This is a genomic window from Armatimonas sp. (assembly GCF_043757465.1).
In the GTDB taxonomy this organism is placed as follows: domain Bacteria; phylum Armatimonadota; class Armatimonadia; order Armatimonadales; family Armatimonadaceae; genus Armatimonas.
In genome coordinates this window covers 11,867-37,296 of the sequence record NZ_JAYVPL010000053.1, presented here as the reverse complement: position 1 = coordinate 37,296, position 25,430 = coordinate 11,867, and the positions used below count along the sequence as shown (strand labels likewise).

25 protein-coding genes are annotated in these 25,430 nt (G+C 61.2%); 13 read left to right on the top strand and 12 right to left on the bottom strand.

Annotated elements, in window-relative coordinates:
• Window positions 1–56 precede the first annotated feature (56 nt).
• Together ACH2ED_RS06595 and ACH2ED_RS06590 are read left to right on the top strand one after the other, a co-directional pair.
• Window positions 57–896 (top strand): phytanoyl-CoA dioxygenase family protein, encoded by an 840-nt coding sequence (locus tag ACH2ED_RS06595; protein WP_395089533.1) that lies wholly within the window; start codon window positions 57–59, stop codon window positions 894–896.
• Window positions 896–1,567, top strand: coding sequence for a hypothetical protein (locus ACH2ED_RS06590; protein ID WP_395089532.1), 672 nt, complete (start codon window positions 896–898; stop codon window positions 1,565–1,567). Before ACH2ED_RS06595 ends, ACH2ED_RS06590 begins: the two co-directional genes overlap by 1 nt.
• Here ACH2ED_RS06590 and ACH2ED_RS06585 read toward each other — a convergent pair.
• The 4 genes from ACH2ED_RS06585 to ACH2ED_RS06570 all read right to left on the bottom strand — a co-directional run bounded on the left by ACH2ED_RS06585 (window position 1,564) and on the right by ACH2ED_RS06570 (window position 4,938).
• Window positions 1,564–1,824 (bottom strand): hypothetical protein, encoded by a 261-nt coding sequence (locus ACH2ED_RS06585; protein WP_395089530.1) that lies wholly within the window; start codon window positions 1,822–1,824, stop codon window positions 1,564–1,566. The genes ACH2ED_RS06590 and ACH2ED_RS06585 overlap by 4 nt on opposite strands.
• Complete coding sequence (locus ACH2ED_RS06580; RefSeq protein ID WP_395089528.1) at window positions 1,821–2,825, bottom strand: alpha/beta hydrolase family protein; 1,005 nt, start codon at window positions 2,823–2,825, stop codon at window positions 1,821–1,823. The genes ACH2ED_RS06585 and ACH2ED_RS06580 overlap by 4 nt, the downstream gene beginning before the upstream one ends.
• Before the next feature lie 26 nt (window positions 2,826–2,851).
• Window positions 2,852–3,706 carry a creatininase family protein gene (locus ACH2ED_RS06575; protein WP_395089525.1) on the bottom strand — a complete coding sequence of 285 codons (855 nt, stop codon included), beginning with the start codon at window positions 3,704–3,706 and terminating at the stop codon, window positions 2,852–2,854.
• A 119-nt stretch (window positions 3,707–3,825) separates the two neighbouring features.
• On the bottom strand, window positions 3,826–4,938 hold the full coding sequence (locus tag ACH2ED_RS06570) for a mandelate racemase/muconate lactonizing enzyme family protein (RefSeq protein ID WP_395089523.1): 1,113 nt from the start codon (window positions 4,936–4,938) through the stop codon (window positions 3,826–3,828).
• Between the two features lie 55 nt (window positions 4,939–4,993).
• On the opposite strand from ACH2ED_RS06570, the gene ACH2ED_RS06565 reads away from it, so the two are divergent.
• A complete protein-coding gene (locus tag ACH2ED_RS06565) occupies window positions 4,994–6,055 on the top strand; it encodes a Gfo/Idh/MocA family protein (RefSeq protein ID WP_395089520.1) in 1,062 nt (353 codons plus the stop codon).
• Between the two features lie 73 nt (window positions 6,056–6,128).
• Here the strand turns inward: ACH2ED_RS06565 and ACH2ED_RS06560 are convergent, their stop codons facing one another.
• Complete coding sequence (locus ACH2ED_RS06560; RefSeq protein ID WP_395089519.1) at window positions 6,129–7,250, bottom strand: iron-containing alcohol dehydrogenase; 1,122 nt, start codon at window positions 7,248–7,250, stop codon at window positions 6,129–6,131.
• A gap of 32 nt (window positions 7,251–7,282) precedes the next feature.
• On the opposite strand from ACH2ED_RS06560, the gene ACH2ED_RS06555 reads away from it, so the two are divergent.
• The 6 genes from ACH2ED_RS06555 (at window position 7,283) to ACH2ED_RS06530 (ending at window position 14,412) form a co-directional block, all read left to right on the top strand.
• The gene (locus ACH2ED_RS06555) at window positions 7,283–8,020 is read left to right on the top strand and encodes a M15 family metallopeptidase (RefSeq protein WP_395089517.1); all 738 of its coding nucleotides are present in this window, start codon (window positions 7,283–7,285) and stop codon (window positions 8,018–8,020) included.
• 59 nt (window positions 8,021–8,079) lie between these two features.
• A complete protein-coding gene (locus ACH2ED_RS06550; RefSeq protein WP_395089515.1) occupies window positions 8,080–9,594 on the top strand; it encodes an NAD(P)H-hydrate dehydratase in 1,515 nt (504 codons plus the stop codon).
• Window positions 9,591–10,430, top strand: a complete 840-nt coding sequence (locus ACH2ED_RS06545) for an FHA domain-containing protein (RefSeq protein ID WP_395089513.1) — start codon at window positions 9,591–9,593, stop codon at window positions 10,428–10,430. The genes ACH2ED_RS06550 and ACH2ED_RS06545 overlap by 4 nt, the downstream gene beginning before the upstream one ends.
• A gap of 90 nt (window positions 10,431–10,520) precedes the next feature.
• On the top strand, window positions 10,521–11,843 hold the full coding sequence (locus tag ACH2ED_RS06540; RefSeq protein ID WP_395089511.1) for an FHA domain-containing protein: 1,323 nt from the start codon (window positions 10,521–10,523) through the stop codon (window positions 11,841–11,843).
• A 48-nt stretch (window positions 11,844–11,891) separates the two neighbouring features.
• Window positions 11,892–13,256, top strand: coding sequence for a VWA domain-containing protein (locus ACH2ED_RS06535; protein ID WP_395089508.1), 1,365 nt, complete (start codon window positions 11,892–11,894; stop codon window positions 13,254–13,256).
• A gap of 163 nt (window positions 13,257–13,419) precedes the next feature.
• Entirely contained in the window at window positions 13,420–14,412 is a 993-nt protein-coding gene (locus ACH2ED_RS06530) for an FHA domain-containing protein (protein WP_395089506.1), read from the top strand.
• On the opposite strand, the gene ACH2ED_RS06525 is transcribed toward ACH2ED_RS06530, so the two are convergent.
• Together ACH2ED_RS06525 and ACH2ED_RS06520 are read right to left on the bottom strand one after the other, a co-directional pair.
• The gene (locus tag ACH2ED_RS06525; protein WP_395089504.1) at window positions 14,402–15,559 is read right to left on the bottom strand and encodes a homoserine O-acetyltransferase; all 1,158 of its coding nucleotides are present in this window, start codon (window positions 15,557–15,559) and stop codon (window positions 14,402–14,404) included. The genes ACH2ED_RS06530 and ACH2ED_RS06525 overlap by 11 nt on opposite strands.
• Entirely contained in the window at window positions 15,556–15,822 is a 267-nt protein-coding gene (locus tag ACH2ED_RS06520) for an NIL domain-containing protein (protein ID WP_395089502.1), read from the bottom strand. Before ACH2ED_RS06520 ends, ACH2ED_RS06525 begins: the two co-directional genes overlap by 4 nt.
• 22 nt (window positions 15,823–15,844) lie before the next feature.
• Here ACH2ED_RS06520 and ACH2ED_RS06515 point away from each other — a divergent pair, with 22 nt between their 5' ends.
• Window positions 15,845–16,261: a hypothetical protein gene (locus ACH2ED_RS06515; protein ID WP_395089500.1), complete on the top strand. Its 417-nt coding sequence runs from the start codon at window positions 15,845–15,847 to the stop codon at window positions 16,259–16,261.
• Between the two features lie 624 nt (window positions 16,262–16,885).
• On the opposite strand, the gene ACH2ED_RS06510 is transcribed toward ACH2ED_RS06515, so the two are convergent.
• The 5 genes from ACH2ED_RS06510 to ACH2ED_RS06490 form a co-directional block, all read right to left on the bottom strand.
• The gene (locus ACH2ED_RS06510) at window positions 16,886–17,452 is read right to left on the bottom strand and encodes an anthranilate synthase component II (RefSeq protein WP_395089498.1); all 567 of its coding nucleotides are present in this window, start codon (window positions 17,450–17,452) and stop codon (window positions 16,886–16,888) included.
• Window positions 17,436–17,822 (bottom strand): hypothetical protein, encoded by a 387-nt coding sequence (locus ACH2ED_RS06505; RefSeq protein ID WP_395089497.1) that lies wholly within the window; start codon window positions 17,820–17,822, stop codon window positions 17,436–17,438. Before ACH2ED_RS06505 ends, ACH2ED_RS06510 begins: the two co-directional genes overlap by 17 nt.
• Window positions 17,819–18,115: an antibiotic biosynthesis monooxygenase family protein gene (locus ACH2ED_RS06500; protein ID WP_395089495.1), complete on the bottom strand. Its 297-nt coding sequence runs from the start codon at window positions 18,113–18,115 to the stop codon at window positions 17,819–17,821. The genes ACH2ED_RS06505 and ACH2ED_RS06500 overlap by 4 nt, the downstream gene beginning before the upstream one ends.
• 4 nt (window positions 18,116–18,119) lie before the next feature.
• On the bottom strand, window positions 18,120–19,703 hold the full coding sequence (gene trpE / locus ACH2ED_RS06495) for an anthranilate synthase component I (protein ID WP_395089493.1): 1,584 nt from the start codon (window positions 19,701–19,703) through the stop codon (window positions 18,120–18,122).
• Between the two features lie 213 nt (window positions 19,704–19,916).
• Window positions 19,917–21,515: an NAD(P)/FAD-dependent oxidoreductase gene (locus tag ACH2ED_RS06490; protein WP_395089491.1), complete on the bottom strand. Its 1,599-nt coding sequence runs from the start codon at window positions 21,513–21,515 to the stop codon at window positions 19,917–19,919.
• Between the two features lie 100 nt (window positions 21,516–21,615).
• Here ACH2ED_RS06490 and ACH2ED_RS06485 point away from each other — a divergent pair, with 100 nt between their 5' ends.
• The 3 genes from ACH2ED_RS06485 to ACH2ED_RS06475 all read left to right on the top strand — a co-directional run bounded on the left by ACH2ED_RS06485 (window position 21,616) and on the right by ACH2ED_RS06475 (window position 24,984).
• The gene (locus tag ACH2ED_RS06485; protein ID WP_395089489.1) at window positions 21,616–22,395 is read left to right on the top strand and encodes an alkaline phosphatase family protein; all 780 of its coding nucleotides are present in this window, start codon (window positions 21,616–21,618) and stop codon (window positions 22,393–22,395) included.
• A gap of 3 nt (window positions 22,396–22,398) precedes the next feature.
• Complete coding sequence (locus ACH2ED_RS06480; protein ID WP_395089487.1) at window positions 22,399–23,439, top strand: tetratricopeptide repeat protein; 1,041 nt, start codon at window positions 22,399–22,401, stop codon at window positions 23,437–23,439.
• 228 nt (window positions 23,440–23,667) lie between these two features.
• On the top strand, window positions 23,668–24,984 hold the full coding sequence (locus tag ACH2ED_RS06475) for a DEAD/DEAH box helicase (RefSeq protein ID WP_395089485.1): 1,317 nt from the start codon (window positions 23,668–23,670) through the stop codon (window positions 24,982–24,984).
• Window positions 24,985–25,430 lie beyond the last annotated feature (446 nt).

Here is a 25,430-nt window from a genome sequence, read left to right as displayed (position 1 = left end):
CCTTGAAGCCGGGGTATCAGGGTTGTCGTCATTGCGTGCTGTGGTAGCATAAATCCATGAAAGTGATCTATGAACCTGAGATTGCTTCCCACGCGCCGGAGCTGTACTGCGTGGATGCACTTGCACAAAATTCTATCTGTGGCTGGGAGGGCTTTGATGCTGACGCCCAGGCACGCTACGAAGCCGACGGCTATCTGGTCGTTCGTGGGGCGCTCTCGGATAAGCAAGTGCGGGCGACACGAGAAGAGCTGCGCCTCATGACCCTAGCCGACGACCCGCGCTGCGGCTCCCTGGCCTACGAGGGCTCGCTCCCTGAGTACCTGCGCCGCGTAGACGTGCAGCACGGCGGCGCTCCTGTATCGCAGTTCTCACTGGGTCAAGATGGTGCGGGCCAGCCCGCGCTTGCTGCTGAAGAACGGGCACGCTATGTCCGCAAGTTCATGGACTTCACGCAAGAGCACCCGCCGCTGGCCGAAGTTGCGCACCTGCCCGAACTGCGCGAGAAGCCCTGGCACCAGGACCATGCCTACTTCAACTTTCCGCTGACCACCAAGATTGTAGGCGTCTGGATCGCGCTGGAAGACGTGCGCCCGGAGAACGGCTGCATGTTTGTTCTGGCAGGCGGCCACCAAGGCGGCCCCCGCACCCACTTCATGCGCCGCGACTGGCAGCTCTGCGACACGGAGGCGGAGGGGTTTGTGCGCACTGCCGTCCCGATGCAGGCGGGCGATCTCTTACTCTTCGATGGCAAGCTCCCCCACGGCACCCCGATCAACCAGACCGACGAAACCCGCTGGGCGCTCCAGTACCACTATCTCCCCAGCAGCGCCGTAAAAACCGACAATACCGTGCGCCTCGCCGCCTTCGGAGCCGACGGCAAAGATGTCTCCTGCTAATGCCCATGACCCGTACCGACTACTTCCGCTTCCGCACCCACACCTCTGGCCTCACCGACGACGAGCTAATCCACTTCGACTGGTTCGCAAAAATGGCGATGTACGACTGCTGGTCGCGCCCCCTACTTGCCGAAGACGCTGCGATTCATATGAACCTGCCATTTCAGCCCCACACAATGGCAGACTCTGAGCTGAGGGCACGCATAGAGCACTGGCACCATGACGGGCTGTTCTATAGAAAACTCGACGAAGATGACGGGCGACTTACCTACTATCTGACCCCCGCTGGTGGGGCGCTCTGGGCCGCCGAGCGCCTGCCTGTCTGGGACTGCTACTACATCTGGGAGTCGGCGACAGGTGGGGGTTGGTTATTTATTACAGCTTCCAACCGAAAGATCGCCAGCCAGCATCTGCGCTCCGCCATCCGCTGCCGCTACATCAATTCCTACAAGCACCCCCGCACCTACCGCCTAAACGGCTGCTGGCCAGACGAAGACTTTCCTTGGCCGCGCTTTAAGCGAGCCTGGCAGCTTCGCATTCGTGTCAAGCGCGACAATGGGCAGCTCGCCACCTACTGGGAGCAGTTTGAAAAGGAGCGCACGGGCTGGAGCGATCCAGAGGAGCTAATCTCTCTGCGTCTCAGCGGGGCGCTTCCGTGGCCTACGAGCTAAACCCACTCCCAGGTGTCGTCAATTATTGCCAGCGTGTGCCCGATGCCAGAGTCACACGTCACTTGACCGGCTACATTCACATCGAACGGCTCTGTCCAAGGATGCCCGAACTCGTCAACTTGATCCACGGCTAGAACGGCACCCGTGGCGATCAGTGCCTCGTAGACCACGCGAGTTTCGTCGTGCATCCAGCCTTCAGGCAAGCGGATGAAGCGCACTTTGTCGCCGATTTTTAGAGCACTCCAGAGCTCCGTCATAGGTGCTTCTTTAAAAATGCCCACGCCGACGGATCGTGGAACTCGTGGCCACCTTCGAAGACGAGAAACTCGAAGTTGGCCTCTTTGCCAATTTTTTTGTAGTGCTCCGCCGACGCTGGAGCGAGCTTGATGCCACCGTCGCGGTGATCAGCGTCGTCTTTGGTGCCTGCCTGAATGAGGAGAGGCCGTGGGCAGATCAGCGCCACTAAATCGGAGTCGAGAAGCTGGGAGAATCTATCCGGAAAGCGGAAGTCGGACGGGACGGAGAGCTCGTCGCGCTCGTAGCGCCACTCTTGGACGCCGAAGTAGCAGCTCGACACCGCCACTTTGATGCGCGGCTCCAGCGCGGGCGCGACAAGAGCGTAGTAGCCGCCGTACGAGAGCCCGACCATCGCGACGCGCTTGGGGTCAATTTCGGGGCGCTTGAGCAGCACATCCAGGCTGCGCGTGATCTTGGCGATCTCGACGGCAGTGAGGCTCGTCCCGAGTAGCTTCAGGCGCTCATCGGTGCGGTTGCGTACATCGCCAGGGAAACCGTCGGCCCGGAAAAGATGTTGGGGCGCAAAGACGGCGTAGCCACGCTTCACCCCGCCGCGCACCATGTCGTGGTAGTTCGCTCCGCCGTTAAAAAGCGCCACCTCCGGCGAGCCGCCGCCGCCGTGCATGGAGATCACCAGCGGAACGCGTCCCGTTGCGTTCTTTGGGACGATGTAGATTCCCTCGGCATGGACGCCCGGAAGCACCGGGATCATCGCGCGAAAATAAACTCCCAAACTGTCCTCGCCAATCTTTGTAAAGCTCGCCGCTTCCGTGTCGGGCTTGCCAGGTGGAGGCCAGCCGATGCTCTCCGCGAAGCGCTGGCGGAGCTTCTTCACATCGGAAATCCGGCGGCTCTGGTCAGTTTTCAAGGTCTGGATGTAGCTCTCCAGCTCTTTTGCCTGCTGGGTGCGCAGGGGGTTAGAATTAGCCACAGTGTCGTTGTAGAGGGGTGTTTGTTTCATGATTTATTGCGGGTCCAAATTAATTGCTAGTCCAAGTTAGGCAGCGTCGGGGAGGCGGGTTTGACAGCGCGGTGATCCACTCGCAGGAGCTTCTCCATGCCACGAAACTCTCTGATGAAGGCGACGAGATTGTCCGCTGCGCCGCCGATAATCACCCTACCCTTCTCCGCCGTGGCGAGCGTCGGCGCGCCGGAGACCCCCGTGGGAGTCGCGCCGCTGGTCCACTGAACCAGCTTCATCGGCCCCCAGCCGCGCGTCAGATCCACCGAGAGGAACTTGCTGCCCTCGCGCCCTGCCGCGCCCCCGTAGTGATCGCTGGCCTTATCCATCTGGACGTGCTCGGGAGCCAGGTGCAGGTACGCGCTGGTTTCTAGTTCACAGGCATGGGCCGCGCCGCCGTGCCCGCTGTCCCGGACTTTTTCAAACGCTTCAATCGCCAGATTCGTCCAGATTGTCGAGGCCACCAGTGCTTCAGTCTCCAGAGTCGCACGCCGAGCGATGAACTCACAGAGGTGCTCGTTGGAGCCGTGGCCATCTATAATCACGATCCGATCAAACCCGGCGTAGGCGACACTCTTGACCACATCCAAACAATACTCGATAAAGTGGGCATAAGTCACATGGATTGTCCCCGGAAAGTCCTGACCGTGCTCATTGTAGCCGTAGGGGATGGTCGGCATCACGAGTAGCTCCTGCGGAGCGCGTTTAGCTGCCTCCAAGCAGACACTACGCGCCAGAAAGTTATCCACATCAAGCGGCAGGTGATGCCCATGCTGCTCCGTGCTCCCAATGGGTAACAAGACGACTTTGCGTGCAAGCACGGCTTCGTTGAGCTCCGGCCACGTCAGGCCGTCGTAGAGTGTTTTGTCTAAACTATTCATAACCTCTCCTCCCCAGCCCTCCTCTCCCGGGTGCTCGTTCCTCGCTGGGAAAGGAGGGAGCCCGAAAAGCCCCTTTCCCAGCGAGCTTGCGAGCGCCCGGGAGAGGGGTTGGGGAGAGGTTACGTGAACCTCTTGAGCGCCTCTTCGTCAATCTCAATCCCTAGGCCGGGAGTCATTGAGATGGGCAAAAATCCCTCGTCGTCGAGTTTCCAGGGGATTTTGACGAGCTGATCTATGTACGCGGCGGGCGTGATGTACTCGACGTAGCGGGCCGTGGGAAGTGCGGCGGCCAGGGCGAGATCGGCAGCAAGCCCGACCGCCGTGTTCCAGCCGTGGCTGACAAAGCCAATATTATGGTCGTAGGCGGCCCAGGCGATCTTTCGAGCTTCGGAGAGGCCGCCGCACTTGGTGGTGTCGGGCTGGAGAATATCCACCGCGCCGCGCTCGATCCAGGGCAGAAAGCTCTGCCGCCGCACCAGTACCTCGCCACTCGTGATGGGCAAAGGCGCGTGCTCGCGTAGCTTGCAGAAGCCGTCTATGTCGTCGGGGGGGAGCGCTTCCTCAAACCAACCGACACCGTAGTCGGCGAGCATCTTACTGGTCTGGAGCGCCCACTTATAGCCGTGCGGCCAGAGCTGCTCGGAGCCGCCCGCATCCACAAATATCTCGACGTCGTTGCCGACGGTTTCGCGTGCGGTCTGGACAAGCAGCTTGTCGTAGCTACTATGCACGCGCCCAAAGCCCGACCAGCCGATCTTGATGGCCTTGAAGCCACGCTCCAGCACCGCTTCGAGTCGCTGTTTCAGCACGGGAGGCTCGGCAAAGAGAATCGAGGCGTAGGGCTTGATCTTATCGCGGTAGCAGCCGCCCAAGAGACGCGCGACAGGCTGGCCAGTCGCTTTGCCCAGAATATCCCAGAGCGCAATGTCCACACCCGAGATAGCGTGCGCCACGGTTCCGCCGCGTCCCTGCCAGAAGGTGGACTGGAGTAGTGTCTCACTCACCCGCTCGGGCTCCAGCGCTGACTCGCCAATGAGATAGGGCCGCAGGAGCGCCAGCGCCGCCGTGACCAGCGCCCCCGACGTGAAACAGCTCCCCCAGCCGGTGATGCCGCCGTCGGTCTCCACCCGGATCAGTGTGTGCAGCTCCTCGTCTTGATTGTAGCCCTGCGCCCAGCCGCCATCAGGGGTCGCCCCCCGCAGCGGCAGCGCCGTCACTGCCGTGATTAACATACGCCTATAATACCTGCCCTCATGAACGAGGACGGAATTTTGGTACAATCCTCGCATGATCCGATTTGGCATTGTGGGCGGCGGGTGGCGCACCGAGTTCTTTATGCGTATCGCACAGGCACTCCCAGAGCGCTTTGAAGTGACAGGAGTTGTGACGCGAAGCGCGGAAAAAGGCGCGGCACTGACAAAGATGTGGGGCGTACCGACGGTGCGCACGCCGGAGGAGTTATTAGCCGCGAAGCCCGACTTTTTGGTGCTCTCCGTGCCGTGGCCCGTGACACCGGAGCTGATTGTCTGGTGCGCCGAGCGCAGCATGCCCGTGCTGGCGGAGACGCCGCCCGCGCCCAATGAAGAGGCGTTGCGGGCGCTCTGGGAAAAAGTGGGCAGCACGGCCAAAGTGCAGATCGCGGAGCAGTATCCGTTCCAGCCGCACCACGCCGCCCGGATTGCCATTGCTCGCTCGGGGAAGCTCGGAACCGTGACGCAGGCGCAGGTCTCGGCGGTGCACGGCTACCACGGCATGGCGCTGATCCGTCGGTACTTGGATACTGGCTTTGAGCCCGTGACCATTCGAGCGCAGAAGTTCACGTCGCCGATTCTCAGTAGCCCGGGTCGCAACGGCGGCCCCCTGGAAGAGAAAGTCATGCCGTCGGGCCAGACGCTGGCGTGGCTGAATTTTGAGAGCGGCAAGCTTGGGGTGTTTGATTTTACGGGCGACCAGTATTTTTCCTATATTCGCAGCCAGCGTGTGCTCGTGCGTGGCGAGCGTGGGGAGATTTGTGACGAAACGGTACGGCTACTGCTCGACTATAAAACGCCGGTCGCGCTGACTTTGCGCCGCGAGGATGCCGGGCACCGAGGCAATCTTGAGGGCGCGTTCCACAAAGGCTACAGTGCGGGCACCGAGTGGGTCTATGAGAACCCTTTCCCGCTCGCCCGCCTCGCCGATGATGAGATCGCGATTGCGGAGTGCCTGGTGCGCATGGCGGAGTACGCCACGGGTGGCCCCGGCTACTACGGCCTCGCCGAGGGCTGCCACGACCACTACTTGGGCATCTTAATGGACCGCGCCGCTACCAGCGGCGAGACAGTCACAAGTGCGCCCGTGCCGTGGTAACCCCTCCCCCTGCCCCCTCCCCCGGGCAGTCGCAGGCTCCTTGGGGAAGGGGGAGAGGTTACTAGGAGACTGGCTAGAGTGCTGCTCGGTATAGCATCTCGAGATCAGAAACCGTGACGGAGCGTGGGTTGAACGTGGCGGTCCATTGACGAGCGGCTTCGGCGGCGAGGGTGGGCAGCAAGGATTCGGTAATGCCGCACTCGGTCAGGGTGGTGTGCATCTGTGCCTGCTCCAGCCAACCTGTCACAAGCGTGGCGAGCGCTTCAGGCGTGTGGCCCAAGGCCTCGTAGGCACGGTGGGCGGCGGGGTATTGTGCATTAAACCGGATGACGTGCGGGAGCATCACTCCAACGGCTTGTCCGTGTACCGTGCCAAAGTGCGCCGTGAGAGGGTTCGCCAGCGAGTGGGCGATACCCAGCATGGAGTACTCAATTGCCAGGCCCGCCCAGGTGGAGCCCAGTAGCATCCCCTCCCGCGCCTCAAGATTGTTCGGCTCCCTCAGTACCAAGCCAAAGCTTGCTGAGAGGAGCCGGAACGCTTCATGAGAGAAGAGCAGCGAGAGCGGGGTGCGGGGTTTGGTGACGGCGGTCTCGATGGCGTGCACCAGCGCATCTATCCCGACATTGGCGGTCACGCCTCGGGGGAGCGAGAGGGTCAGCTCAGGATCAAGAAGCGCAATCGTTGGCTCCGCGCCGGTCTCTCCCAGCGCCATCTTAGCATGGGTTGTGGCATCGGCGATAAGCGCATGGCACTGCACCTCGCTGCCGGTACCCGCCGTGGTAGGGATAGCAATAGAGGGTAGGAGGGGGCTTGCGAAACCTCGACGCACTGGGCTGGCGACCCAGAAATCACGGAGAGGACCACCGTTGGTGAGGATAAAATTTGTCCCTTTGGCCGTGTCCATCGCGGAGCCGCCGCCCAGTGCAATCAGTACCTCGGGACGAAACTGCCGGGCTATTTCCAGGCACGCCTCCACATCGTCTGTGGTCGGGTTCTCATGGACCGCGGCGAAGACAGCGGTTGCCACGCCCGCCGCACTCAGGAAGGTCTCTGCCCGCGCCGCGTGTCCCGCCTGAACGATTCCCGGGTCGGTGACGAGCAGCGCCCGCCTCCCCAGCCCCCGCGTGAGCTCCCCAAGCTGCGCGAGTGCCCCCGCCCCGCAGACAATCCGTGTGTGTAGCCGCCAGTCAAACATGGGGGGATTGTACCCGGGTACACTAGGACATCATGCCGCGCCGTCTGCGAACTGCCACCTTTGACCCTGAGCTGGTCGCTCAGCTTCGTGCCGTGAGTGGCCCCGAGCCGATTGCCGCGCTCAATCGCATCAAGGAGCGCGAGTGCGGCGAGCCACTGCTAGACATCCGCAAGCACTGCCCGGGCGTGAGAGTTGCCCGAACGTGCTTGCCCTACTTACGCCAAAGTGTTGCCGAGAAGCTGAACGCTGCGCAGGCCGCGCTCCCGGTGGGCTACAGACTACACGTCACGACGGCGCTACGCAGAAAAGAGACACAGCAGGCACTCTTTGATAAGTACTTTGCGGAGCTGACGGAAAAACACCCGGAGTGGAGCCGCGCCACCCTCCGTCGCCAGACCTGCCGTTTCTTTGCGCCGTATGATCAGCCTGCTCCCCCCGGCCACTGCACCGGAGCCGCCGTGGATGTCCATTTATTGCTTCCCTCGGGCAGGCAGGCCGAGCTGCGCAAGCCGCTCACGGGCTGGAAGGCTGCGCGGAGCCTCGCCACGGGCCTCAGCGAGAAAGCCGTTCGCCACCGCGAGATTCTCTTTGCCGCGATGCTCGCCGCTGGGTTTTCCAACTGCGCCGAGGAGTTCTGGCACTACAGCTACGGCGATGCCGGCTGGGCCGTGCGTGTCGGCGAGCGCGATTGCATCTACGGCTGGGCCGTCCTCGCGGGTTCCGCCCACACAAACGTAGGCGTCAGTGAGCCTTCGGCTTGGAACAAATGAAACCGGAATACTGTCCATAAGAAACCTCTGGTTTTTTCGGAGGTTTTGGGAAGCGCACCATGAGAATCGCGACGGCGGCGGAGCTGCGGGAGGCGGATCGTCAGGCCATTGAGAACCTGGGGATTCCGAACGCCTGCCTGATGCAGTCGGCGGGGGAGGCACTCGCGCGGGCGTGTGAGGGAGCACAGCGCGTGGCGTTTCTCTGTGGCAAGGGCAACAACGGCGGGGATGGGTTTGTCGCGGCAAGGCATCTCGCGGTGGCGGGAAAAGAGATCTCGGTTCTGTTGACGGGAGAAGAGAGGGAGCTTCGAGGCGATGCCGCCCTCCACTTTGCTTCGCTCCGTGCCTGTGGCGTGACGATACTACCGCTGAAAAATGCGCCACTCACGGGCTACGACTTACTGGTGGACTGTCTGCTGGGAACGGGTGCACGTGGCAAGCCCGAGGGCGTGACGGCGGCGGCGATTGTCGCCGCGAATGCCTCCGGGGTGCCGATTCTAGCCTGCGACCTGCCGTCGGGAGTGGATGCCGACACGGGGGAAGTGGTTGAGGGGCTGGCGATTCGGGCGCAGAAAACGCTCACGCTGGCGGCGCTCAAGCCCGGCCTCTTACTCTATCCGGGCGCAGAGTACGCGGGCAAAGTGACTGTCGCCGAGATTGGACTGCCGATTCTCACCCCTCCAACCCAGGAGCTGACCACAGCAAGCTGGGTAAAAGAAACCCTTCCTCGGCGCACACAAGGCCGCGATGCCAACAAAGGCGCGTTTGGAACCGTGCTGGTTGTGGCGGGTTCACGCGGCATGGCGGGGGCTGCCGTTCTGGCGGCGACGGCGGCGCTTCGTGCAGGAGCCGGGCTGGTCTACTTGGCCGTCCCCGAGAGTCTGGTCGCGACGGTCGCCGCGCTCTCTGCCGAAGTGGTGGTGCGCCCCCTGCCCGAGACACCGGAGGGCACGCACGGTGGCTCTGGAGCACTTGCCGCGCTCTTGCCGCTTTTAGAGCGCACCGATGCCCTTGCGCTCGGCCCCGGGCTAGCGGCGAGCGAGGCGGTGCAAGGCTTTGTGGAAGCCCTGCTCAAGAACACCAAACTTCCTCTGGTAATAGACGCCGATGGGCTCAATGCCATCGCGCAAAAAGCCGTGCTGCTCCAAACTCTTACGGGGCGTGAGCGTGTCCTGACACCGCATCCGGGCGAGCTGGGCCGACTGCTGGGAGTCCCCACTGCGGACGTCCAGGCGCACCGAACCCAGGCCGCGCTGCGCTGCGCACACACTTTTGGCTCCGTGACTCTGCTCAAAGGCGCACGAACTTTGGTCGGAACCCCCTCCGGTCGGCTATACTACAACCGCGAGGGTTCGGTGACGTTGGCGACGGCAGGAAGCGGCGATGTGCTAACCGGCGTGATAGCCGCGTTGCTCGCACAGGGCCTCTCTGCCACAGAGGCCGCTCGCTGTGGAGCCACCTGGCACGCACTGGCAGGGGAATCGCTGCTCGCAGGGGCACTTGCCGGTGAGATTCGGGATGCCCTGCCCGCCGTGCGGCAGCACTTAGAATCGGGGGATATTTGCGACCTATGAAGACACAACTGACGGCACTTGCTTTCTTACTTGCCACCAGCACGCAGGCACAAACACCGACGCCTGCGCCCAAGCTGGAGCCCCCTAAAACAGCGCTCGCCGCCACCCCGACGCCACAAAAAGCCACCCCGACACCCGATCCAAAAGCTGCGACGCCCGCGCCTGCCGCTTCTCCGACTGCTACCCCCGCGCCTGTGGCGACTCCTGCCCCGGTTGTGGTCGTGTTGCGTGAGAAAGAGCCGGAACAAAACAATAGCAGTAGCCTGATCGCGGGCTGGCTCGGGCTAGCGATTCTTGTCGGGGGTGGCTTCTTTGGTTGGCGTGCACTAAAAAGCAAAGGGGTGACGGTTACCGGAGCGTTCAAGCAGCTCGGGGTGGAGCTACCGCAGGAAGCGCCCCCCGCCACCGCGCCCATTGGCAAGCCCGCTGTGGCCCCGCTCCCGCCCATGCCCTCCCTCTCGGACTTACCCTCGGCAGGAGCAGCCCCCGCAGGCGTCGCCATTGCCAGTGGAGCGACGAGTGCGCCGCCACTGCCTGCCCCCACGGGGCAACCCAAGCTCGTGGGCTACAGTGGCCCTGCCGCTGGGAAAGTCATTCCGCTCATGGACGCTCTCAGCGTTGGCCGGGAACCCGACAACGCCCTCTCCCTCCCCACCGATAGCACCGTCAGCCGCAAGCACGCCCTTTTTCTGCCCACGGGCACCGGCTGGGAGCTCGCCGATAGCGGCTCCGCCAATGGGACCTTTATCAACGGCCAGCGCCTCACTACTCCACAGACCCTCTCCCACGGCGATGAGATTAAGATCGGCTCGTCGAGGTTACGCTATGAAGCGTGAGTCTGACCCCCTGACCCCCGCCCGGCGGGGGGACAATAAGGAATTTTCCGCATATCCCCCCCGTTGGACGGGGGATGGGGGGCGGGCAAAATGAACTTCCCCTCACGTATCCTGCTCTTTCTGCTGGCGGGAGCCGCCGCAGGGCTTCTTGTCGTCTTCCTCACGGATATCACCGGAATCCTGCGCATCACGGACCAGTGGCCACCTACCAAGACCGACCTGAACAACACGACCAGTGCCGCGGTGTGTTTTGGAGGCTTTCTGGGAGCGCTCTTTGGTGTCGCAAACAATCTGGCCTCGGGCACTCGTGACTGGGTGCGTGCTGTGGGCTTCGGGTTGGGGATTGGAGTTGCTGCCGGGTTTGTCGGGATCACGTTTGGGATGGCGGTCTTTGCCCCGCTCTATGTGGAAAAAGCCCGCAATCCGCTAGCATTTTTGGGCAATGTGATCGCCCGGGGGCTGGGCTGGTGCTTTATCGGGGCGCTGGCCGGAACCGCCGAGGGCTGGCGTAAACAGAGTATCCGAGTGGGGCGCAATGGCCTGATCGGCGGCGCGATCGGCGGCTTGCTAGGCGGGGCGGTATTTGAGATCGCGCCGTATCTGATGCCGGGAGTTCGAGCGGGAGCGGTCTCTCGTACGCTGGGCTTTGTGATCACGGGAGCGATGATTGGGCTGTTTATCGCACTGGTTCAAGAGTGGCTCAAAGAAGCTTGGGTGAAGATTCAAGTGGGCCGCAATGAGTTTAGCAAAGAGATTCTCTTAGAAAAATCGGAGAGTAAGATCGGCAGAAGTGAGCTGTGCGACATCCCTCTTTTTGGCAACGCGCAGATCGGGCGCAGCCACGCACTGCTGGTCGCGCTTCCCAGCGGCGGCTACGCCGTGCGCGACACGGGCGAGTCGCCAATCGGTGTGCTGGTCAATGGCGCGAAGATAAATACTGAGCAGAAAGTGCGCTCGGGCGACCAGATCCAGATCGTGGACCGAGTGCTGGTGTTCTTTGAGAAACAAGTCCGCCAGCGCACGGTGCTGGAGAACCGCGACATCAAGCAAGCGCCTGCCATTCCCGTAGCGCAGCCGGGCGTGTCGCCATATGCCATTCCACAAACTCCCCCGCCCGGCGGGGGCCGGGGGGGAGGCAGATTGCTCGTGGTGGCGGGGCCGCACTCAGGGCAGAGCTTTGCGCTCCTTGCCGGGCTGGTCTTTGGGCGCGACCCTGGCAATGGCGCCGCGCTCCCCGCCGACACCAAAGCGTCACGGCGGCATGCACAGCTAGTCAGTGACAGTGGCGGCGTGGCGCTGGAAGACTTAGGAAGCACCAACGGGACATTCGTCAACGGCCAGCGCATCACCCGAGTCGCACTCGCCCCGGGCGATCAGATCGTGATTGGTACCAGTACACTGAAAGTAGAATAAGTCCTCGTTGTCCCCCCGCCGGGCGGGGGTTAGGGGGTAGGAAAAAATATGGATCAGACAATTCGCGTGAATCCGACAATGCTGGGAGGCGATCCCAACCGAACGCAGATGGCTCAGCCAACCGTGATGGGATTTCCCTCGCCGGGCGGGGGCCAAGGGGGCGGCCCGTCGCTGGCGCTCAGTGTGCGGGTGAGTAATCGCTACGCCTTTGCGGGAGATCGGACACGGGCGCACGTGCTGACACAAATCTCGGCGGCAAGCTCCCCCAATCTTGGGGGCGGGGGGGGCCATAAGCGGTTGCCGGTCAATGTCTGCCTGGTGATTGACCGCTCTGGCTCGATGGATGGCTCGCCGATTCAGTACGTCAAGAAAGCCTGCGAGCATGTCGTTGATCTACTCACCCCCGATGATGTACTCTCCATCGTCACTTTTGAAGAGTCGGTTGAGGTGCTCATGCCCGCGCGGCGTGTGACGGACCCGAATCTCATCAAGCAGCACATCCAGCGCATTGTTGCTGGAACCACGACGAATCTCTTTGATGGGCTTTATGCAGGCGGCTCCCAAGTCGCGTCGGTGCCAATGGCGGGCTACGTCACCCGTGTTTTATTACTTACCGACGGCGAGCCGACGGCGGGACTAAAGGACTTTGGGAGCATTGTCCAGCAAGTGGCGGATCTGAAAGCGCGTGGTATCACGGTCACTGCGCTGGGTTTTGGGCCAGAGTACAACGAGGAGCTCATGGCTGGGATCGCCCGCCGCTCGGGGGGGAACTACTACTACATCGAGCGCCCCGAGCAGATCCCCGAGGTCTTTCAAAAAGAGATGCTGACCATCTTAGGCGTCACTGCGAAGAACATACGGCTTACCCTCACGCTCCCACGCGGGGTCACCGTGCGCCAGTGCTACGGCTCCCCGCCCGAGCTAGGCGCACGTCACGCCGCCATCACCCTCCCCGATATCGAGCGCGGCGCAACGGTGACCAAGCTCTGGGAAGTGGACTACGACCCGCACGCCGTGGCGAGCTTCCGCACCGCGAAAGTGATCCTCTCCTGGGACGATGGCGCGACCGGGCAGCGCGAGACGCTCACCGCCAACGCCGTAGTCGAGTTCACCGGAGACGCGTCCCGAGTGCCGTCGGGAGCTGATCCGTTAGTTGCCCAAGAGCTCAGCTCCATGCAGGCCGCACGTGACCTCGAGAAAACGATGATGGGGATGCGCACTCAGCAGCTCAACCTCGCGGATCTGACAGCGGCTCTCAATAAAACGCAGCAGATGTTCACCCAGCAAGGCAACACCGAGGCCGCGAAAACCGTCCAGATGGCCACCCAAGCCGCCCAGCGCGGTGATACAGGAGGCGCGGAGAAGACCCTGATCGGTACGATCTACAGCCTTGATCTAGGAAAACGGAGCTAGGCACTCCCCCGCTCGTCCCTCGCCACCCCCTCTCCCTCTTTTCCGCGTTCCGCGGAAGGAGAGGGGGTACATTAACGGAAGACCCCCTCAGACTCCCCCTTCCTTCGCCCCTCGGAACGAGGGTTTCAGGCGAAGGAAGGGGGCCGGGGGGATGGATGCAAAAATGCTTGATTATTATGCCATTCTTGGGGTCTCGCAAAGCGCGACGGAGAGCGAGATCCGCACCGCCATGCGCGAGAAAACCCCCGCCGCTCAGCAAGACCCCGACAAGTTCGCGATCTTGATGGACGCCTTTGATACGCTCAAAGACCCGCAAAAACGCGCCGTGTACGATGCACAACGCAAGGTACCTGTGCAGGCTCCCCCGCGAGCGGGGGCTGGCGGCGCTCTGATCGTCGCCGGGGCTTGCCCCCTCTGCAACACGCTCGCGCCCGCCGACGAGGGCTTCTGCTCCGAGTGCGGCTACATGCTCGCTAGCACGGTCGGGGCCACGCCGCAGGCATCGCCACTGCCCAAGCTGGTCGAGGAAAATGGGCGTGAGCTGATGCTCCGTGTGGGGGAGAGCATTGTCGGACGCGAGGGAGCCGATGTCGCGCTGGCGCACCCGACCATCTCGCGCCGCCATGCCCGGTTTATTGTCTCTGGCGGCAATCATGTCACTCTGGAGGATCTCGGGAGCACCAACGGCACGAAAGTCGCGGGTCAGCCGCTCCCCGCCGGGAGCCAGAAAGCCCTCACCCACGGCCAGGCGATCCAGTTTGGCTCGGTGAAGCTCACGATCCAGATTCCCCATGTCGCCCAGCCCGAGCGCCGCTCATTGGGAGCCAAAGACCCTGGTCGCGCCCCGATTGCCGCACTAGGTGGCACGGTCAGCGGTGCAAGACTCGAAAGCCCAAGCGGCTCGCACACGCTTAAAGCCGCCGTCACCACCGTGGGCCGTAAAGCGGGCAATGACATCGTCCTCACCGGAGACTCGTTCGTCTCCAGCAGCCACGCCAAGCTGATTTTTGAGAACGGCACCTACAAAGTCATTGACATTGGCAGCACCAACGGGACGCGGCTCAATGGGACAAAACTCGTCGCCAATGTTGCCGAAACGCTCTCCAGCGGCGACGTGATCCAGTTCGGCCAAACGGGGTTTACGTTTAAGGTCTGATCCTCTCCATGAACGCCCGGAGCGGGGGGAGCATTTTTCGGTACTCGACCAGAAACGCATCGTGGCCGTACGACGACTCCACGATAAAGCTGGTGGCATCCACGCCGCGTTTTTGCATGCGCTCGATCATCTCATGGGTCTCTCGTACGGGGAACAGATCGTCGCTGGAGATACCGATCACGAGGCACTTGGCTTTGATGCGCGCCAGGGCATCGGTGAGCGACGGGTAGCCGCGCGAGACATCGTGCAAATCAATGGCTCTTGAGAGATAAAGATAGCTATTGGCATCGAAGCGCTTGACGAGTTTTTCCCCTTCGTCGTGCAGGTAGCGCTCGACATCGAAGCGGGCGTGCAGATCGTGGCGGAAGGCGGATTCCTCGTCTTGCGTGGCGCTGGTTCTGCCAAACATATCCTGCATGGTGGCATCGGTGAGGAAGGTGATGGTGGCGATCATGCGGGCCAGCGCCAGGCCAGAATCGGGGCCGCCTTCGGGACTGTCGTAGTAGTTGCCACTTTTCCACTTCGGATCCAGCAGAATCGCATGGCGGGCGCACTCATTGAAGGCAATGCTCCGCGCCCCCACTCTGGCGCTGGTGGCAATCGGGATGCAGTGCTTCACCTGCTCGGGGTAGATCACCGCCCATTCCAGTGCCTGCATCCCACCCATCGAGCCGCCGGTGACAACCGCAAGCTCCGTCACTCCAAAATGCTCCTGCAGAAAACGGGCTTGGAGACGCACCATGTCGCGCACCGTGATAATCGGAAAAGTCATCGCGTAGGGCTTGCCCGTGCGGGGGTTCACCGACGACGGCCCGGTGGTGCCCCGGCAGCCGCCGAGCACATTGGGCGCGATCACGCAGTATTTCTCGGTATCAAAGGCTTTTCCGGGGCCGATAAAACCGTCCCAGTAGCCCAGGGAGCGATTCTCCCAGGCATATTTTCCGGCGGCGTGCGACGAGCCCGTGATGCCGTGAAGCACCAGAATCACGTTGTCACGGGCCGCGTTGAGCTCCCCGTACCTCTCGTAGGCGACCGTCACCTCGGAGAGTGTCTGCCGGTTCTCACAGACAAACTCCCCTAGTGTGATGCTTTCTTTAGTCACCAGCCCGACACTGTACTCCTGCTCGTCCGGGTGTGTAAAACTCATCTGCCGATCACCCACTCATCTTCGCCCGTCGCGCCGCCGACCTGCACTTCAATGCCCTCGGCAGCCGCCCACTCCAGGGCACCGTCTATGTTCTCGCGGGTGCCGGTCAGATCAAGCACCGTGTAGCCCCCGATCTTCGAGTCTATGTTGGCCTTACGAATGGAGAACTTCAGGCTCCAGTCGTGAGCGAAGTGCCAGATAATGGGTTTGGTTGCCTCGGCAAGAGGAAAATTAAGCTGTACGCGGATCGTCTCGGTATTCACGTTCCCATTGTACAATGCCCACATGAAAAACCTACTGTGTGGCCTGGCGCTTGCGCTCCTCGCCCTCCCTGCGTCGGCGCAGCTCCAAGTCCAGCTAGGCGGCACGGCGGGCTTCGGCTCCTCCGATCCATACTCGGTGGGCGATGCCTACTCGTCGGTCTCGCTGAAGCTGGGGAGCGTTCTGCATCTCTACAGCGAGAACCTCTACGCGCTCCGCCGTAGCCGCCAGGGCTTCAGTGGCAATGGAGTCGCGCTACACTTGGACGCCGACTCGGGGTATTTTGGGGTGGGGATCGGAGGCTACGGCTGGCGCGGCACGGGGACGCGGCTCTTTATCGGGTGGCCTACCGGCCCCCACCAGACCTTTGAGCTATCCTATACCCGCCTCAAGCGCGGCGGCTCCACCGATCCGGTCTTCACCTACGGCATCCGGTTTTAAAGAAAGGGCTTATGCGAGCTGCTTTGGGATCAGAAGTACGCCGATGAAACTAAGGCCAGTAAAGACGCTCACTGCCATCTTGCCATTACCACTAACGTGAGCAACTGCCCCCAAGCGAGGAGTCCCCGGAGGTACCAGAGAGTCAAGAAGAGCTGGCTGCCCCTCTTTCCAGCGCAAGGCACGGTTACCATCCCTCCTAACCCGATCACTTCTCCCTTCTGATCACGCTCCGAGTAGTAAACTACGGAAAACCACACCGGGCCGGTCAGAATCTCATTGGGAGACTCAATGGTCTGGGTATAGCTCTCCGAGCGGTCATCTCGATTGACAAGAAAAAGAACAGGGCCTCCTGTGCCTACTGTAATTCGTACAGAGAGGGCCGAGGACTGTACATCAACCGTGTTACGCGAACGGGATCGCCAGTGGATTTTAAGACGAACTCGAGTCAGTGTGGGGGTCGGAGTTGGACTCGGAGTAGGATCAGCGCCAGGGCCTCCGGCACTACAGCTCCAGCTCACAAGGCCCAAAAGAAAAATAGAGAAAAATAGTAAGGGACGCATGTGACGCATACCAAGGGAATCATACCTGTAAATTCTATAGGAAAGTGCCTCGTTCAGCCAATTCTTACGTGTTCTCTAGAAAATTCAGTAGCATGGCGTGGCCGTGCTCCGTCAGCACCGACTCGGGGTGGAACTGGACGCCCTCGATGGGAAGCGTTTTGTGGCGCACCCCCATGATCTCACCGTCCTCGCTGGTCGCCGTCACTTCAAGGCACTCGGGCAGGCTCGCGCGCTCAATGACCAGCGAGTGGTAACGAATCGCGGGAAAGTCCTGCGGCAGGTTTGCAAAGACCCCGACACCCTCGTGGTGGATCGTGCTGGTCTTACCGTGCATCAGTCGCTGCGCCCGGATGATCTTGCCGCCAAATGCATGCCCGATGCTCTGATGCCCTAGACAGACGCCCAGGATCGGAATCTCCCCCGCAAAGCGCTGGATCACCGCCACCGAGACCCCCGCCTCGGCAGGTGAGCAGGGCCCCGGCGAGATAAGCAGATGATCGGGTTTCAGCGCCGTGATCTCGTCAAGCGTGATGGCATCATTACGGTGTACCACGATCTCCTGGCCCAGCTCTCCGAGATACTGAACGAGATTATAGGTGAACGAGTCGTAGTTATCAATTACTAATATCATTATTTGTTACTCTTGCAGAGCAAAGATAGTGTTCCAGGTTCGCCCAGCGAATCCCAGGAATCGTCAGGGGTGCGTGCATTCGGAAGTCCCAGACCGCCGCTTCCGAGTCTTGCTCGTGCCACTCCGGCCCCAGGGCATCCAGAAGCAAGCGCTGCATTTTCTCCGGGCTCTCGTCGAGCTGCCAGTCGAACAGTACTTCCTGGTATTCTTCAATCTTCCAGTACCGCTCAATCGGCTTGAGTATGGGCTGGACAAAACGGCGCAACACTTCACCAATTTGATCGGCGATAGGCTGGGCCGCCTGGGCGCTCTTCGCCTCGACGTAGCACCGAAGATAGCCACACCACGGTTCTTTCGGCAGAGTCGTCACGGGAACCGGGACTCCCGGATGACCTCGCAGGTCTGGGAGATGTACTCGGCGTAGAAGTCGGTGCGCCCACGCTCCTGAGCGTTCTGGTGGATGGTGTTGTTGCGCCAGGCCAGCACGGCCTCATCGCTCTCGAACTCGGCGATAGTGACGCGCTCACCGTCCGTAGCTGTAAAGGTCTTCAGGGAAATAAAACCCGACTGCTGCTTTGCCAGCTCCACCATCTGAGGAGCGAGCTCGGCGTAGGCTTCGGTGGCCTCCGGGCGGAGGCGGTTGCGGAAAACGGTGACGATCATAACATTACCTCGTGAGTTGTTGCTGTGGTTCGATAATCTCTAAGCGACGGAAGCGCCCCTCGACGACTTCGGCGAGCACGGGGACGGTATCCAAACCCGCTTCGGCGAACTCGACCGCACGCCGAGCGGCGGCGGACTTATTGACGGTTTCCTCAAACTCGGCGGCGTGCTGCGAGTCCGCGACAATGCCGCCACCCGCTTGCACATGCACTTTACCGTTATGGATCACGGCGGTACGAATCGTGATGGAGGCGTCGAGGTTTCCGTTGTAGGAAAAATAGCCAATCGCCCCGCCATAGACCCCACGCCGGGTGGGCTCCAGGCTCTCAATAATCTGCATAGCACGCACTTTCGGAGCGCCGGAGAGTGTCCCCGCCGGGAAAGTGGCGCGCAGCACATCCATCGGTGTGACTTCGCTTCGCAGCTTGCCACAGATATTACTCACAATATGCATTACATGCGAGTATTTTTCAATGACCATTAAGTCCGTCACTTTCACCGAGCCGTACTCACAGACCCGCCCGATATCGTTGCGGCCCAGATCAACCAGCATAATGTGCTCGGCGCGCTCTTTGTCATCGGCGAGAAGCTCGGTTTCTAGCGCGGCGTCTTCCTCGGGTGTCTCGCCACGTTTGCGGGTTCCGGCGATGGGCCGGACGCGCACGGTGCGCTCCTCGACCGTGCATAGAATCTCCGGTGATGCCCCCACTAAGATCGGGCCGTCCTCAAACTTCAGAAAGAACATGTACGGCGAGGGATTCAGCGAGCGCAAGGCGCGATAGACATCAAACGCATCACCATCGTAGGGCCGCGAGAAGCGCTGGGAGAGCACGGCCTGAATAATATCGCCGCCCGAAATATACTCCTTGGCCGTGGTCAGCATCTCCTCGTAGTGGGTGCGGGTAAGATTCGACTCCCACGGCGGTGGGGCACTGTTTCGTTTACTTGGCATCCCCATCAGATCGGGAATCGGAGCCCGGAGCGCCCCGATCATGTCCTCGACTTTTTCGCAGGCCGTGTCGTAGGCCGCATCTAAGTCATCGCCAGGTTCCACGTGGGCATTCGCTAGCACTACGATCCGATGCTTCACATGATCAAAAATGCAGAGTGTGTCGGTGAGCATCAAGTACACATCGTCAAGGTTCAGATCGTCGTGGGTCTTCTGGCCGATGGGCTCTAAAAAGCGCACCCAGTCGTAGCCGATGTAGCCTACCGCACCCCCCACAAAGCGCGGCAGATTCGGTGTCTCCACAAACTTCACTTTGGCGAGCTCGGCTTCCAGGACGTGCAGCGGATCCTCGCCCTTTGCCAGCGGAATCAGCCTTGTCTTTCCGCGTTCGGTCAGCGTCACACTCGTGCCACGGCTCCGCAAGACCACGCGCGGGTCGGAGCCGAGAAACGAGTAGCGGGCCATTCGCTCGCCGCCCTCGACAGACTCCAGCAAAAACGCATTGGGCCGGTGTGCCAGGCGCTTAAACGCCGAGACAGGCGTCTCCATATCGGCCAGGATCTCCCGGGAGACGGGGATCACATTGCCCTGGGTGGCTAGTGCCTTAAAGGTCGCTCGATCAGGTGTGGTAGGAAACATAGGTTGTTCTTATTCCAGACACAAAAAAACAGGCTCCCGGGTTATCGTAACTCGGGAGCCTGCCTTCTCTTTCGTGTGCAGCGTCGGCGTGTCTCAGCTCGTAGCGCGCACCGGGCAAGCCCCCGTGCGCCACCACCACTGTAAAATTTGCTCTCGCGTTTGCATTGCGGCTACGATACCACGGCTTTGGAAACGAGACAACCTGTGCCGCAGTTACTCGCACTGTGCCCAGTCTGCGGTGGCGATAATTTCGCGCATCTCGGCTTCGGTTTTTTCGAGCTTGGCGGCGCTCTTGGCGACATCTTCCAAGTCCATGCCGTAGAGGTTGTTTTTGCCCTTGTCGGCGAGCCCGGCGGCGTTCCAGGGGGCGATGGCGTCGGTGAGGGGAATTTTGTTTTGCTTCCAGGCCTGGAAGCTTTGGCGGAACTGTGGGTTTTGCGTGAGGAGGTAGCCCTTGACGAGATCACTCCGGCCCGTGCGGCGGGCGAGCTCGGAGAAACTGGCGGCGGCGAAGTAGAACATCGTGGTGTCCACAAAGCGTGGGAAGTCGGCAAAGGCGGCGTAGTTGGCGGCGATAAACTCCGCGACCCAGTCTAGCTCGGCGAAGGTGGTGGCTTCGTAAGCGGCAAGGCCACCCGGGGTGACGCCTTCCGTGAGTAGTTTTGCAATGCGCTGGATGCCGAGCAGCGTGAGGGGCATTCCGGTGGAGTAGAGCGGATCAATAAACCCGGCGGCGGAGGGCAGACGAAGATAGCCCTCGCCGACAGCATTTGCCGCCCGGTAGGAGAGCTTGCGGGCATAGTGCCACTTTTCGATTGGTTTCGCGGCGGCGAACTGGGCTTGGATGGCGGGAAAGCGCACCAGAAACCGCTCCCAGGCGGCTTGGTTGCCCTCTGAGAGCTGCAATTCATCGGCGAGCCAGCTCTCGACCGCAAATCCGGCGCTGGTAACGCCGTTATCGAAGGGGAGAATCCACATCCAGCCGCCGGGAAAGACATAGTGGCTCGCGGCGGCATCGGGAGGATAGGGGTAGGCCTCCCTCCTGTGTGCATCCCTCCCCCCGGCCCCCTCCCTTCGCCTGAAACCCTCCTTCGTCGGCGGGAAGGAAGGGGGAGAACCCACCCCTCTGACTCCCCTCCCTTCTTCAACTCCCCTCCCTTCGCCCCTCGGAACGAGGGTTTCAGGCGAAGGGAGGGGCTGGGGGAGGGATGCACACAGGAGGGAGGCCCCCTTTACCCTCACGAAGTGCGAGTAGAGCGCCTCCGTTTTTGGGTAGCCGGCAAACCCGACATCCTTGCTCCAGAGCTTTCCTGGCCCGGTGGCATCCACGAGAAAGTAGGCGGTGTGCTCGTTGAGGTGCCAGATGTCGCCGATATGCTCGTGCCGCGTCAGAGGGGTATTTTCTTGGTACGCCACACCCAAGGCGATGGCTTCTTTGACCAGAAAGTGATCGACATCGGCGCGGAGCCAGTGCGTATCGGCACAAGCGTCGCCTGGGGAGGCGGCAACTAACAAACGCTCGCCGGGCTGCGTGCCGTAGTAGGTGAAGCCGCGCTTGAGCCCGACGCCTAGCTCCGGGTAGTGCGTCTTCCATGCGCCGTAGGTGGCGAGAGGCAATAGGCGTGGCAGGTCATAGGTGTGGGCGATCTCCTCGATCAGTAAGTTCATCAGCGGCGACGTGCTCTCGCCTATCGCAAAGCGCGGGTGGCTGCCTTGCTCTAAAAGCAAAACGGACTTGCCCAGGCGACGCGCGACCATGGCAAGAAGCGCACCGCCAAAGCCTGAACCGACAATGGCGAGATCAAAAATCATAAGGGAATGTTACCCCTTCTCCCCCTTGCTTCGTCCCTTGGAGCGCGGAAAAGAGCGAAGGAAGGGGGCCGAGGGGAGGGATGCCAGGTAAAATAGCACCATGTCTCAGCGCGTTTTGCTTTGTTCTCTGGATGGCGTCCGGCCCGATGCCATTCTTGCCTGCCAGACGCCCACGATTCAGCGGCTCGCTCGCGAGGGTGCGCACACGTGGAAGGCATCGTCGGTGATGCCCTCGGTGACCCTGCCGTGTCACACGTCCATGCTGCGCGGCGTGGATGTACCGCGTCACGGGATCACCAGCAACACCTTCACGCCGCTCGCTCGGCCCGTTCCCAGCGTGATGGACGCGGCGGCGGGCTACGGCAAGCGGGTAGGCTTTTTCTACAACTGGGAGCAGCTCAGAGATCTGGCCGCGCCAGGGAGCACGAAAATTAGTGCCTGCTACGGTGAGGCACATCTTTTTGAGAGCGACCAGAAAGTGGCGGGTGCAGCCATTGCGGCGCTTCAGAGCGATGCTCTAGATTTTGTTTTTGTCTATTTCGGACATCCGGATGAAGCTGGTCACGCGCACGGCTGGATGACCGAGCCGTACTTAAAAGCCATTGAAAACGCCGACATCTGCCTAGCGCAGGTGCTAAAATATTGGGAGGGCATTGTGTGCATTGTCAGTGATCATGGAGGGCACGGACGTAGCCATGGCACGAACTGCGCGGAGGACATGACTATTCCTTTTATTTTGCACGGGCCCGGCATTGCGGCGGGGCGGGAACTCAACGAGCCGATTTTCCTGTACGATGTCTGTCCGACCTTGGCGCACGCCCTGGGAGTTCCCGCTTGCCGTGAGTGGGATGGCCGGATCGTAGTAGAGGCATTTGAGTAGTCTATGAACGATAATGTGAAAGAATGGAAGCTGGTTCAAGGTGCACTGGGGCTAGTTGCTGCCTCAGCGCTGGGCTTCTATGTACTTTCTGGTAACTTCCAGGCACGCGAGTGGTTTCCCTTCTTACCGCCTTCGCCGCCCCCGAACACCCTGCTCTTCCATGCCGACGCCATGCGTCGCACTTTCCAAGCCCAGCGCTTCTCGGAGGCTCTGGGAGAGGCAGAGTGGGTGCTGCAACGCGACAAAGAGAATCCGGCGGCGATCCGAACGCGAGCCGCCTGTCTGCTACATGTAGGGCGCTTTGAGGAGGCGGAGAGGGTCTTTCGCCGTCTGGTCGAAAAAGATAAAAAGGACATTCCGGCCCGCCTGGCACTGGCGACTGCTCTACGAGGCAAGGGCGACGAAGACAGGGCCCGTGGGATCTTGTTGCGCCTTTTAACAGATCCGTATGCCGACGCCTTGCAACAAGATGCGGCGCGTGCCTCGCTCGATGCCATAGACTCCAAAGAGGGGCTCTTTCCCGACCAGCCCACTCCGCAGCCAAAACCCAGCCCTGCCGCCTCCCCCACGCCCGCACCGCTTCCAGCGATTGCGATCAATCTGCCCGGTCTGTCGGGGGCGGATTTTCCAGGCATCCGGCCCGCGTCCGCTCCGCTGGGCATGCGGGAGCACATCGTGTCCACGCCCACTCCGAAAACCACCCCCGAGCCTTCGGTTGCCGCAGTGACTCTGCCCGTCTTCACACCTCGGGGAACCCCAGAACCGGGCGAGACGGAGCCCGGCGAGACAGAGCCTGCTTCATCGCGAACCGCTCCCTTGGAGATTCCACCGCCCGCAAATATTGAGCGTGCGCCAATTTCTAGCAACATCCTCCCCGCCACGATCACGGTGCCACACCGGATTCTTCCTGCCACGGTCGCCACCCAGAAAGCCGTCCCTCAAAAGAGAACAAAGAAGCCCAAAGCAAGTACCACAAAAAAGAAAATAACGCCCACAAAAAAGAAAACCAGCGCGAAGAAGCCCGTGACAAAGAAGCTATTGTAGCGATCCCACAACAAAACATAGCGGCTCCCCTCAGAGTATGATAGAGTGGTGCGTCAATTTGACAATTGTGTATCGTTGGTGGATTTCGCACTCCGGTTTGCTTCTCCTTCTGAGTCCTCGCTGCACCACTAAACCACGTTTTAATTACGTTCGAATCTGCCTGAACCGGCGCTGTCTCCTCCCTATTTGAGGGCACAGACGCAGGCTGATTTTCAGGAGATTTTTTTTATGAGTTTCGATTCCCTCGGCCTGCGTGCCGAGCTTCTGCGTGCGATCAGCGATTCTGGCTACACCGAGCCCACTCCTATCCAGGCACAGGCAATTCCCTTGATCCTAGAGGGCCGCGATGTCCTCGCCGCCGCCCAGACGGGCACGGGCAAGACCGCTGGCTTTACCCTTCCCTTGCTTCAGAAGCTGAGTACGGGCAAGGGTGCCGCTCACCCGCGCCGCCAGCCGATTCGTGCCCTGATCCTCACCCCTACCCGTGAGCTCGCCGCGCAGATTGAGGAGAGTGTTCGCACCTACGGTGCCCACTTACCCTTGAAGGCTGCGGTTGTTTTTGGTGGGGTCAAGATCGGTCCCCAGATCAGTGCGCTCAATAAAGGCGTGGACATTCTTGTGGCAACACCGGGTCGTCTACTAGACCACGTGAGCCAGCGCACCGTGAACCTCAGCCAGGTCGAGATCTTTGTTTTAGACGAGGCCGACCGGATGCTCGACATGGGCTTTATCCGCGACATTAAGCAAGTGCTCTCCCTGCTGCCCACGCGCCGCCAGAACCTGCTCTTCTCCGCCACGTTCTCCAATGAGATCAAGACGCTTGCAGATGACCTGCTCGACAGCCCGGTGCGCGTGGAAGTCCCCCGGGAGCACCTAGAGAGCGAGCTGGTAACCCAGTGCGCTTACTCCGTCGCCAAAGACAGCAAGCGCGAGCTTCTGGAGCACCTGCTCGCGACCACAATCAAGGGCCAAGTGCTTGTCTTCACCCGTACCAAGCACGGTGCGGATCGGCTCTGCAAGCAGCTCGTGCGCGGTGGCACCCACGCCGCTGCCATCCACGGGAACCGTAGCCAGCCCCAGCGCATCAAGGCACTCGCGGACTTCAAGTCCGGGGGGATTCGGGTTCTGGTCGCTACGGATATCGCGGCACGTGGGCTGGATATCGACCAGCTTCCGTTTGTCGTGAACTACGAGCTACCCAATGTCCCCGAGGATTATGTCCATCGCATCGGGCGCACGGGCCGTGCAGGCACACCCGGCGAGGCAGTCTCTCTGGTAAGCGCCGACGAGCGCACCTATGTGGCGGACATTGAGAAGCTCATTCAGAAAAGGATCGAGCGCAAGGTCGCCACGGACTTTACGCCCTCGGTCGTGGAGACGGCGGAGACCTCGACTACCCCGCCGCACCGCAACGGCGGTCAATCTCGCGGCTCCCAGAGCTCACAGCCCCGTCAGTTCCCCAGCCCCAAGTCACTAGGGGGCAACGCCAGCGGGGGACGCTCCGCCGGTAGCCGCAACTTCGGTAGCGGACGCCGTAGCTACTAATCTTCGGCTCTACTAACTTTGCTATCCACGGGTATCAGCCATAGAGCCCGTGGAGCAGCGAGGTGGCAAGCTGCTGGAGGTACTCGGATCCTTTTTCGTTGATTAAGGGGAGCACGGGGTCTAGGTAGCGTTGCGCTCCAGATAGGTCGCCCAGCCCACCAAGTACCCAAGCTTGAACTCAATGCAGACTGCAATGCAGCTCTGAATATTGCGTTTAAGGCACGGGGCAATGTAACCGGGTACCCCCTGGGTGCTATGGACGGCACGACAGCTCCGGCTTCGTGACTGTCAAAGCCCCCGCATTTATGCGTGGGGATAAGTTACCTGGATTGATATGTAAAGGGCTAGGGAGCACATGGCAGCTCGCGTCCCCGTGCAGAGGCTCTGGAAAATGGTACTCCCTGGCGCGAGATTATCGTCCCGATCCCGACCTATGTCCCCAAGCC